Annotated in this window: 13 protein-coding genes and 2 pseudogenes; 6 read left to right on the top strand and 9 right to left on the bottom strand. The window is 56.3% G+C overall.

Annotated elements, in window-relative coordinates:
• Positions 1-90 precede the first annotated feature (90 nt).
• The 6 genes and pseudogenes from S101446_RS17500 to S101446_RS17475 all read left to right on the top strand — a co-directional run bounded on the left by S101446_RS17500 (position 91) and on the right by S101446_RS17475 (position 2,506).
• Positions 91-450, top strand: coding sequence for a conjugal transfer protein TraD (locus S101446_RS17500; protein ID WP_208620590.1), 360 nt, complete (start codon positions 91-93; stop codon positions 448-450).
• 64 nt (positions 451-514) lie between these two features.
• Complete coding sequence (locus S101446_RS17495; protein ID WP_087609097.1) at positions 515-754, top strand: conjugal transfer protein TraD; 240 nt, start codon at positions 515-517, stop codon at positions 752-754.
• Positions 755-832: 78 nt separating this feature from the next.
• Positions 833-1,444: a CatB-related O-acetyltransferase gene (locus S101446_RS17490; RefSeq protein WP_087609096.1), complete on the top strand. Its 612-nt coding sequence runs from the start codon at positions 833-835 to the stop codon at positions 1,442-1,444.
• Positions 1,441-1,776 (top strand): hypothetical protein, encoded by a 336-nt coding sequence (locus tag S101446_RS17485; RefSeq protein ID WP_087609095.1) that lies wholly within the window; start codon positions 1,441-1,443, stop codon positions 1,774-1,776. The genes S101446_RS17490 and S101446_RS17485 overlap by 4 nt, the downstream gene beginning before the upstream one ends.
• Positions 1,777-1,827: 51 nt before the next feature.
• Positions 1,828-2,037 (top strand): annotated as a pseudogene (traD, locus tag S101446_RS17480) (conjugal transfer protein TraD); the annotation flags it as partial.
• Complete coding sequence (locus S101446_RS17475) at positions 2,003-2,506, top strand: MucR family transcriptional regulator (protein WP_087609093.1); 504 nt, start codon at positions 2,003-2,005, stop codon at positions 2,504-2,506. The pseudogene traD and the gene S101446_RS17475, both read left to right, overlap by 35 nt.
• Positions 2,507-2,901: 395 nt before the next feature.
• Here S101446_RS17475 and S101446_RS17470 read toward each other — a convergent pair whose 3' ends face one another.
• The 9 genes and pseudogenes from S101446_RS17470 to S101446_RS17430 all read right to left on the bottom strand — a co-directional run bounded on the left by S101446_RS17470 (position 2,902) and on the right by S101446_RS17430 (position 10,334).
• Complete coding sequence (locus S101446_RS17470; RefSeq protein WP_087609092.1) at positions 2,902-3,324, bottom strand: hypothetical protein; 423 nt, start codon at positions 3,322-3,324, stop codon at positions 2,902-2,904.
• Positions 3,321-3,512, bottom strand: a complete 192-nt coding sequence (locus tag S101446_RS17465; protein WP_087609091.1) for a type II toxin-antitoxin system Phd/YefM family antitoxin — start codon at positions 3,510-3,512, stop codon at positions 3,321-3,323. Before S101446_RS17465 ends, S101446_RS17470 begins: the two co-directional genes overlap by 4 nt.
• 1,083 nt (positions 3,513-4,595) lie before the next feature.
• Positions 4,596-5,501, bottom strand: a complete 906-nt coding sequence (locus tag S101446_RS17460) for a replication protein RepA (RefSeq protein ID WP_087609090.1) — start codon at positions 5,499-5,501, stop codon at positions 4,596-4,598.
• 194 nt (positions 5,502-5,695) lie between these two features.
• A complete protein-coding gene (locus tag S101446_RS17455; RefSeq protein ID WP_084296474.1) occupies positions 5,696-5,950 on the bottom strand; it encodes a ribbon-helix-helix domain-containing protein in 255 nt (84 codons plus the stop codon).
• A 29-nt stretch (positions 5,951-5,979) separates the two neighbouring features.
• Positions 5,980-6,630, bottom strand: coding sequence for an AAA family ATPase (locus S101446_RS17450; protein ID WP_087609089.1), 651 nt, complete (start codon positions 6,628-6,630; stop codon positions 5,980-5,982).
• A gap of 137 nt (positions 6,631-6,767) precedes the next feature.
• Positions 6,768-7,336 (bottom strand): annotated as a pseudogene (locus tag S101446_RS17445) (tyrosine-type recombinase/integrase).
• 25 nt (positions 7,337-7,361) lie between these two features.
• On the bottom strand, positions 7,362-7,565 hold the full coding sequence (locus tag S101446_RS17440; protein ID WP_193558373.1) for a hypothetical protein: 204 nt from the start codon (positions 7,563-7,565) through the stop codon (positions 7,362-7,364).
• 83 nt (positions 7,566-7,648) lie between these two features.
• The gene (locus tag S101446_RS17435) at positions 7,649-8,977 is read right to left on the bottom strand and encodes a ClC family H(+)/Cl(-) exchange transporter (protein ID WP_087609088.1); all 1,329 of its coding nucleotides are present in this window, start codon (positions 8,975-8,977) and stop codon (positions 7,649-7,651) included.
• A gap of 85 nt (positions 8,978-9,062) precedes the next feature.
• A complete protein-coding gene (locus S101446_RS17430; RefSeq protein ID WP_087609087.1) occupies positions 9,063-10,334 on the bottom strand; it encodes a chloride channel protein in 1,272 nt (423 codons plus the stop codon).
• Between the last annotated feature and the right edge of the window lie 50 nt (positions 10,335-10,384).

The raw sequence follows: 10,384 nt of genomic DNA, 5'->3' as shown, positions 1-10,384 counted from the left end.
GATCCTATCACACCTCTTAAGCGCACGTCACGAAGTGACGTATAAGCGCGCACTCACATTTTACTGCACCATAAAGATTGATTACTCTGGATGAGTGACGCGGTTCTCGCCTGTATGGTAGAGTATGGCACAGACCAGCAGGACAGGGGACCGGAAATGCGCAGGCCACGGGACATTGATGCGGAACTGAAGGCGCTTCAGGAAAAGGCGAAGCAGCTTAAGGCGCAACGGACCATCCAGCTCGGCGAACTGGTCGAGGCGACGGGAGCCGATATCCTGTCGATCGAGGCGCTGGCCGGGGTGCTGCTTGCGGCTGTCGAACAGGCTGACGGCAAACCTGAAGCCATCGCGAGGTGGACCGAACGGGGGACGGCGTTCTTTCAGGCCGGCGCGAAAAAGGGCGGCCGGAAAGAAACCGGATACGATCAGAACGGAGCTTCTGGCGCTTGAAAGACGGATCAGGAAGCAGGCGGCCCTGATCCATCGCCATCAGGCACGAAAGGCACGCACTGACATGCGCGACTGGGCGAAGGCGCGACGGGAACGCACCCATCATCTGATCGAACTGGGTGGCCTGGTCCAGAAGGCGGGACTGGTCGATCTGACCGATGATGACCGCGCCACCCTGCTCGGGGCCTTCCTGGACATTGCAGGGCAGCTTCGGGAGGGCAGGACTACCGCGTCAGGCGACCTGAAAACACGCTGGAGGCGTGCGGGGCTTCATGCCTTCGACAGCGACCGGGAACAGGACTGACTGCGAAACACGATCACCTGATCTGTCCGCTATCGAATGCAAACGAAACCCTGAACCAGAACGGGAGAACCGAGGCCCATGTATTACGGCAAGAACGCCTTTTCTCTGCTCCTACGTTACACTCTTGCCCATGAGATCGAAGAGTGGGGCTGGGACATCGGCGACCATACATATGGCGCCAAGGGTTCTCCCATCATCATAGAAGCTGAATATGCCGGCCTGAAGATCGGAAAATACTGCTCGATCGCCCGCGAGGTGCTGATGATCCTGGGCAATCACCGACCGGACACGATCACCACCTACCCGTTCAAGAACCAGTGCAATTTCTGGCCCGAAGCGGCGGATGCAACCGATGACCATTCCACCAAGGGGGATATCGTCATTGGCAATGACGTCTGGATCGGCGCGCGGGCCAACATCATGTCGGGTGTCACCATAGGATCAGGCGCGATCATCGCCACGGCGGCCGTGGTGACCAGGGACGTGCCGCCATATGCCATCGTGGGCGGCAACCCGGCCCGGGTCCTCAAATACCGCTTCCCCGAAAAGACCATCGGGCGTCTGCTTGCAGTCGCCTGGTGGGACTGGCCTGAAGCATTGATACGAGAACGGATGCCCCTCCTGATGAGCGACGATATCGACGCTTTCCTGCGCGCTTTTGAAAAAGGACCCGCACAGGAAAAATCATGATGCAAAAACTGTTTTTGCTCCTTGTTGTCCTGCCGATCCTCTTCCGGCCTGCTTCAGGCTTTGCCCAGGGCAGAGGAGACTGGCTGCCTCAGTCGGACGTTAAATCTCCCTATGCGGCCCTGTCTGTTCCGACAGCACTGAAGCCGGTGCCGGATTCTCTGGCGAGCCTGTTGACCAAAGGCTATCGGATCACGACCACAGCGGATTATGGCGGCTCAGGAGCCCTCTTCACGCTGGTCTGGCAAAGGCAGACCGTAATCTGTGTTCTGACAGCGCCTGTGCCAGGCACGGATCAGAACGTCCCGACATCGCGCTGCTGGGCCCTGAACTGAGTTTTGCAGGCCGGACAGATTGGAAACCGTGTCTTACGCGACATCCCCTGGCTGCCCGATGAGGACCGCGCAACCCTGTTCGGAGCCTTCCTGGATATTGCAGGGCGGCTTCAGGGCGGCGATGATACTGCTTTGGTTGACCTGACAGCACGCTGGAGACGTGCGGGGCTTCATGCCTTCGACAGGCACCGGGAAACAGGACAGGACAACACAGGCAGACGTGACCATGACCGACCACGAGACACGATCATCCGGAGCTGACACAGTGCGCGAGCTTACGACCCGGATTGTCACAGCCTATGTCAGCAGTCACACGGTTCCGGCGGATACCCTGCCCGGCCTCATCGCCACGGTGTTTCAGGCGCTCGGAAGTCTGGGACAGGCGACGACCGGAACACCGGATCTGGTACCGGCCGTACCTGTGAAGGAATCGGTCTTTCCAGATTACATCGTCTGCCTGGAGGACGGGAAGAAGCTGAAGATGCTCAAGCGTCACCTTCACACCGTCTATGGCCTGACGCCCCAGCAATACCGGGCAAAATGGGGCCTGCCGGAAAGCTATCCGATGACCGCCCCATCCTATTCGGCACAACGGGCTACCCTGGCACAGGAAAGCGGACTGGGGCGGACCATCAGGGCGACACCGGAGCCTTCGCACATACCGGAAGCTGAAGTTCCGGTCACGCGCCTGCCAAAGAAGAAACGCGGACGCAGGCCAAAACTGGCCTGAAGGTCCAGACCGGGAGAAACGGGACATGAAGACGGATCATACCGATCGCGATGACTAGGATGCCTGGAAGGACGAAGCCACACGCCGGGCACTGGCCGAGGCTGATGCCGGATTGTTCATCAGTGGTGAAGCGGTGAAGGCATGGGCGGCCAGCCTCGGGACCGATCATCCCCTTCCCCTGCCTGAACCCGGGCAATAAGGGGGACGCTCTCGCACACCGCAGGAAGATGACGCAGAGTGCAATGGTTACGACTATCCCTGATGCATTGATGGAACGACCGTTTCACGACCCTACGGCTACCCTTGTGACGACCCATCGACATACCCGAGGCCGACATTGCGCCCACCCATAAATAGCGGGTCCTCATACACCATTGCACCACAGGTGCGGATGCTCAGGCACCTGCCTGCCGGATCTGGGCGATCATTTCATCGGCTGTGATCTCTCCGCGCTGGCGTGCATCCATGATTGCGGTGAGCGCCCTGTCATGAGGGAGCACATGCGGATCATCAGGTGTCGCCGTATGAGCGGCCCTGCCATGCGGGGCCGGAAAGGTTATGCCCGTCACATCGGGATTGCGCGTAAACATCCCGGCCAGGATCTGGTCTGCCTGCTGGATGTAATTGCCTGGGACATCCCGGAATACGCGCGCGGAGCCGACCAAGGTGGTGATGTCGAGGCCGGCGACATGCAGCAGGAGATCGAGGATGCGGGTCAGGGCTTCGATATCCTGCTGTGTCAGCAGGGTTCCCCCGTCCCCGACCACGAGCAGCTGCCAGGGCCGCTTTTGTGGCAGTGTTCCGGGACTGTCCTTCATGACGATGACCCCTTCTCCGGAACGTCTTCGATGCCCTGCTGCTTTCTGAGCAGGGCCTCATAATGGTCCACGGACATGATGACGAAACGCGGCTTGTGGTGCCTGGTGATGACTACAGGTGCAACGGCGGCCGCTTCGAAAAGATCGCTGGCATTGCGGGTCACGGCGCTCGCTGGAAACGCTTTCATGGAGCATGATCCAGATATGACGGATTATCTGGGATATACAGGAAACCCGTATTTCCTGCCAGAAAGTCGGGAAAAGGAGGCCTGAACGGACGAACAGGGAATGGCCAGCCCATCAATCCTCGACAAGGCCCGCAGAGCGCCCTGGGAGGCCGCACAGCGCGCAATTCCCTTATCGCCACCACACCGCACAATAACGCCGGTAAGGCCATCCTGTGGCGTCTGGCGGGCATGGTGTGACACGTGAGCCGCTGAATGATCGCCTGAACGCCGGCGCGTCTTGAGCAGATTGTGGTCTTGCCCGGTTCTTCTGGTGTTGCAGGCGTCGGGCGAGCGCGGAGCGGGAGCCCCGTAGGGCGCCAAAGGCGCCGACGCGGGGGAGGAAGGTCTTGGTGGAGAGACGATGCGGGAATGCATCGTCAGATTATGATTTCGCGCCGTAGGCGTGTCCGTATTAGCGCAGCCCTGAAAGGGCGAGCAGGGGGATGCCGGGTGGGAGATCGCGCAAAGCGCGATCGGGGCGGCCGTAGGCCGCGAGCCGGCGGGGGCGGAGCCCCCAAGAGGCGGAGATTTAGATCAAGATTTACTCTTAAGCCTTATATTTTTCCACAATTCCATTAGAAATTATCGGACAACTACCGGAAAAACCTATCGGTTTAGATAACGGGAATCATATCGGTTTTAGGGGGGTGGCGATTGCACCGTGCCTACGGGTGGTGATTGCACCGTGCCTACGGGTGGTGATTGCACCGTATTAGGGTGGTGATTGCACCGGGATAACTTTTCTGTTCACAGAGAGAGGCCTTCTCCTAGAAACAGTGACAATCGCACTATCTTTTGGAGGCTTTGAGCAGAACAAGAGGGGTGGTAATTACACCGTGCTTTCAGTGGTGCCGCAAATGCCAAAAGGGTGGTGATTGCACCGCCTTCCTCTAACCTCGAAGCGGACGCAAAAGGATAGCACTTGCATTATAATTGAACCGTTGATGCCGTTGCTAAAAGGGTGGTAATTGCACCGCGATCAGTCGACAGGGCCTGTGGTCAACGGGTGGTAATTGCACCGCTCATTTTAGTCAGATTTTCTGATTAAGTATCTGATCCGATGGTTTTTTGATAGGCGATGATCGTCTGCCGCGGTACGGGCGGCGGTGATGCGATCAGTCTTAGACCCGTCCGAACCTGTTCAAGCCTTGCATCTGGATAAACAGCCGCAACCTGTCGCAATGCGATCAGGAATGCCTTCTTGAAATTCTTATCGTCCGTATATTCCTGCCCAAACTGCAAACGAAGGTTGGCCCAAGTAAGCTTCTCACCAGGCCGCCGCACCCGATGAAGTCGATGGGCAAGCCATGTGTAGATGTCGAGCGCCAAAGCTGAGTGCTGCAAACCCTCAAGTGCACGAGGGTCAAGTGGGACAGCGTTTTCTTTCAATTCCTGCCAGAATTTTTCGGATAGCTCGATCGTACTATCTTTTGCGAGATTTTTGGTCCACGCATCGAATTCATCCACCGGCCGGGCATTCAAATTGCGCGACCCGTAGCCGAGCTTCATTTCACAGGCACACAAGGCATTCATCTGTGCCCGAAATGCCTCACGGGATGGACCATTCTGGCTGATGTTGAGGCGTTTCATAAATTCACTGATAGTCCGCCCGACTGCAACAATACGCGATTTTGTTCGGATTGCTTCGGTGCTAATGTGGAAAAGTGCCAATCGTGGCTTGGTTCCATACGGGACGAAGAGCTTTTCCCAATGGCCAGCGTTAAACATTTCTCCCGCTGTAATAAGCAGGGATGCCTTGCCATTGTTTCGTTCAAAGCGAGTTTCTTTTGTCCGTTTACGGGGAAGACCAACCTGACAGAGCACCGTGTGCATGAACTCAATCTCATCAGGCGGAGTTGCTTGAATTTCAGCCGAAAGCTGAATGACACGTGCGGTTGTGGGAGAAAGGACCAGTTCACTCTGTTCTGATGGTGGTTTGCGTTTGCTCATTCGTCCCATCCCGCTCTGTCCCTGCTACGTTGTTCAGCATACGACCAATGACGCAAGGCCTGTTCGTCTTCTCAGCCATTTTTGTGTCATAAGCCGAGATCCCCTTTAGAGAGATATATGCACGTTCAGTAGCTCTAAAATTAACCCAATAAAGTACCATTAATATATTTTTTGAATATTCTTAAAATATCATTTTAACTTTCTTCTAACGCTTTGAAAATTGCCATACTGATAAACGCAGCTCGGCCTGTTCCCATAGCTTCAGCGCGTTCATCAACACGCCGTAACAGGTCTGGAGCAATGGTCAAACTAATCTGGCGTTTATGTCCCTTGGGCAACCCTTTGTCGTATGATGGAGGCTTTGTTTTTCCTGCATCAGGAGCTCCAGTAACGAAAGCATCTGCAGCAGATTCTACCGACGTCGGTTTAGCTTTGCGATGAATTGCCATTTAATCTATCCTTAATATGTTATGAATATTCAAATTGGATTAAAAACGGCATTTGCAAGTGCAGAAATTTCAGCGATGGCTTTGGGGTCTCGTGGCGTCAGTTCGGAAACAGCCAGACCTGCTCCACCAGCATTACTGAACGCTTTACGGCGTCGAATTGGTATCGGCAGATAAATGAATTGCGGCACATCTTTCACTGCTGCAGCCGCCTCTGCATTATCCGTTGAATGATCTCCTGGATCAGCTTGGTTCATAACAGCTACAGCACGCAATCCATCCCGAACACTTCGTGCTTCATCAATGAGAGCAGCCATGTCGTCTAGTGCCCATACGTCATAGGAACGCGGCGCAAATGGAACCAGAAGCGTATCAGCGAGAATGAGTGCTGCGCGAAGCGCTGTAGAATCTCGGCCGCCAACATCGATGATAATATCATCCCATTTATCACGCTGCTGCTGAACTTGGGCACGTAGATTAGGGCCGTCCGGATACTGTGCACAAGCAATCCCAGGTAGCTTTCCAGCTTCAGAACGAGCTGCGATAGCAGCAGCTGCTGTACCCTGTCGATCACCATCAATCAGCCATACCTCTCTACCAGCAGTGGCACGAATTATGGCGAGTTGAACAGCTAAAGTGGTCTTCCCCACCCCTCCTTTCGTATTTCCTATTGCGATAATCACCTTTTAATCCTTTTTGAATATTCAAAACAACGCCTTTTCATCTCATAATATGTTTGCCTTTGTCAATCACATAAAATGTGAAATGAATATTCATTCAATCGAATGTGGGATATTTCCCCAAACGAGATATTTCTCGTTTACCCCCACATTTTCCGTGCGATATCTTGCTCCTCGGCGCCGACGGCATCGGCATAGATGCCAGTGGTGGAGAGCTGGGCGTGACCGAGCCATTTCTGCACCATGTTGAGGGGGAGACGGCGGCGACGCCGAAGGCATGGCGCAGGCCCTTGGGGGACGCGGCCGGGCCGGACAGGCCGGCGGCGTCCATGACCGCGTGCACCGCCCGCCAGCCGGTCATGCGGGACCAGGGCCACAGCCGGGCGGCCGCTCCATGGCCCCGCCGGCGCTGGGCCTCGCGGATGCCATGCACCAGATCCAGGGCCTCGAGGAAGGAGGGGGGCACCGGCACGGCGCGATAGACCCCGTCCTGGCGCTTCTTGAGCGTGGCGAACACCAGCACGCCCCCGGCCAGGTCCACCCGGTCCGCCGTGAGGGCAAGGGCCTCGGATAGGCGGCAGCCCGACCAGGCCAAGGTCATGCACAGCGTGCGGGCCTCGCGCGGCGCCTGCTCGGCCGCGCGCAGGAACCGTGCCCGCTCGGCGACCGTGAGGTATTTGCGGCTCCCGTCGCGGTCGAACAGCTGCATCCTGCCGGGGCGCACGCCAGCACCGCTACTTCACGGGACTGCCGCCGCGCTTCTGCCTCGAAAGCACGCCGCTCCCGCCCCGCCACATAGCGCGCATGAAATCCCGCAGCACATCGGCAGCAGGCCGTTCATCCGCACTGGTTGCAGCCGTGAACGCTGCCTTCAGCGCCGGGTCAATCCGGAAGTTGAAAATCTCCACCTTCGGATCAGAGCTAGTCCGGGGCATCATAGCCTCCTGATCTAAGGTCAGAGACTTATTATGCAATTGCATTCTGCTTCCCCCCAGATCGGGGATAGAACACTTCTCTGAAATCATCGCGTGTGTGACTGGGCCCTGAGTCTCAGGGCAGCATAAATGGGCATGTCTCCAAGTGCGCCGGCTACGACCATCGCAGCAAAACTCCCGGATAAAAGCGGCATTATCAACTCGGACGAACCTGTCATTTCCATAACCAGAATAATCCCGGTCAGCGGTGCACGAACGGATCCGGCGAACATGGAGGCCATGCCGACAATCACAAAAGGTGCGGTCGCCAGAGGTGTATCAGGACTTAATGCCTGTGCCACAACACTACTCCCCAGACCGGAAAGTGCCCCCAGGGCCAGCATGGGGGCAAACAGACCTCCAGGTGTTGCAGCGGCATAAGACAGGGCCCCAAAAATCAGCCGAAAAGCCAGTAGTGCCGGAATCTGATGTAATCCGATCTCGTTGTTTATGGCCGTCTGCGTGATCCACTTTCCCCCTCCAGCCAAGTGCGGTGCAAGACAAACCACCAAACCGGCCAAACCTCCCACCAGAACAGGCCTGACTGAGATGCTGACAGGCAGCCTCCCGGCCAGACGGAGCACTGCCATGGTCGTCCGGTTGTATCCGACAGCAACCAGGCCCGTCATGACCCCGGTCATGACGAAAAACAGCTGTTTGGCAAGCGATTCTGGAAGGATCAGAGGAGCGACACTAAAGACCGTCTGGCTACCCAGCATGCCCCGGCTGACCAGAATGGCCGAAATGGATGCCCCCAATGCGGCACAAACCATTCTGATTTCAAACCGGCCGACCAGTTCTTCCAAAACGAAAACAGCACCGGCTGCCGGCGCATTGAAAGCGGTCGCCAGCCCTGCTCCCGCGCCTGCAGCAAGGAGGGCAAGGCAGTCTGTCTTCTCCAGACAGAGCAGCCTGCCAAACGTATGAGCTGCAGTCGCTCCCATCTGCACACTGGGCCCTTCACGTCCCAAGGCAAGCCCACTTCCGATCGCCAGCAGGCCACCCACGAATTTGACGGGCACCACCCGCCATGGCACAGGCGGTGACGCACTCAACAAGACAGCTTCCACATGCGGGATGCCACTTCCTGCTGCAAGAGGGGAAAAATGACGAACGAGACCTGAAGCCAGCCATGCAGCTGCGCCAGATCCGATGATCAACAGCACGCCTTCGCAAGAAAAGCCATGCTGAAGCGACACTTCCATTCCCATATCTGTCCGGACGGCCTCCAGCCATTCCAGCAACAAGCGGAAGATACCACAGATCATACCGGCAGATGCCCCGATCACGACAGATGCCGCAGACAGGAACACCAGACTGCAGACATTTTCCGGTTTCCCTGATTGTGGAACCGGATTGGACAGAGGAAGCAACATGATTTCATATTTCTTTTCTTGTTGGTGAATCTGCCCAACAGAATGCTGATCAGCCGCTCGATCAGGAACCCAGTTCAGAATAAAATTATTTTTCCAATCTATCGTGAGATACCTGTCGCGCCATTTGCTCTGTTTTTTCCAGAAATCCCGTAGCCAGTGCCGAATAAAGCGGTCTGGGACAGACCATGCGGGATACACCGAACGACAGGAAGGCCGTGGCCAGCAGGGCTAGGGTCACCTGCTGATTGTCACATATTTCCATCACGATGATGGTTGCCGTCAGCGGTGACTGGGCAACGCCACAAAAATAGGCAGCCATACCCAGCAGTACAACGCCTCCAGGCGACGTATGAGGCAGAAACTGCTCGGCCCATCCTCCCATTCCTGCACCGATCGCAAGGGAAGGTGCAAACATGCCGCCAGGAATGCCAGAGCAGAAAGTAATCAGCATGGAGATATACTTCAGAAGAAAGAAAGACGCAGGATAATGCAGGCTTCCATCCACTATCCCACGCGCCTGCAGATAGCCCGTACCATAAGTCGCACCATCTGATGCCAGTCCGATCAGAGCCAGTAACAGGCCGCATAGCGCCACAAATACAAGAGGGAATCGACTTGAAAACCGGCCAAGAAAAGCCGGTAGACCTTTTGAAAGGCGGATGACAAGACGGGCGAAAATCCCCCCCGCCAATCCACCACTTACACCACATACCAGAACGGCCAGCCATGCGCGTCCTACCGGAATAAAAACATTCGTCCGACCAAAATATGTATAGTTCCCCAACAGGGCAATTGCTGTAATCCCCGAAAAAATAATAACAGTCAGAGTACGCCCCGACGCCTTCTGTTCAAAGGAGTGCGCCAGTTCTTCAATCGCAAACACAACACCGGCAAGAGGCGTATTGAAAGCGGCAGCCATGCCGGCAGCCCCCCCTGCGAGGATCATACCATGCCTGGTGACATCATTATGCTGCCCCATGGCACGCGAAAATGCGTGCATGATGGAAGCGCCGATCTGGACACTCGGCCCTTCACGACCGATCGAGGCACCACAGATGAGACCCAAGCATGTCATCAGGATCTTGCCCAGCGCAATGCGCAAGGTCAGGATCCGGTCCACAAGCACGAAATTATGCATATGCAGGGTTGCGATTGTCTGGGGAATTCCTGATCCCTGAGCACCATTGAATAACAGGCGTGTCAGCCAGGAAATGGCAACAAGCCCGAGCGGGGCAATCACCAGCATGGACCATGGGTTTCTGGCGACAACATGATAACGCAGCTCGGCCGCCCAATCCCCGATATGGGCAAAGATTACGGAGATAATGCCAATCAGCACGGCCCCGGTACAATACATGATGGTTCGATGCCACTTCAGGGTCCTGACCCGCGCCAGACGCCGCATCC

This window comes from Komagataeibacter europaeus (genome assembly GCF_002173515.1).
GTDB classification, from domain to species: Bacteria; Pseudomonadota; Alphaproteobacteria; order Acetobacterales; family Acetobacteraceae; genus Komagataeibacter; species Komagataeibacter europaeus.
This window is presented reverse-complemented; position numbering and strand designations above follow the sequence as displayed.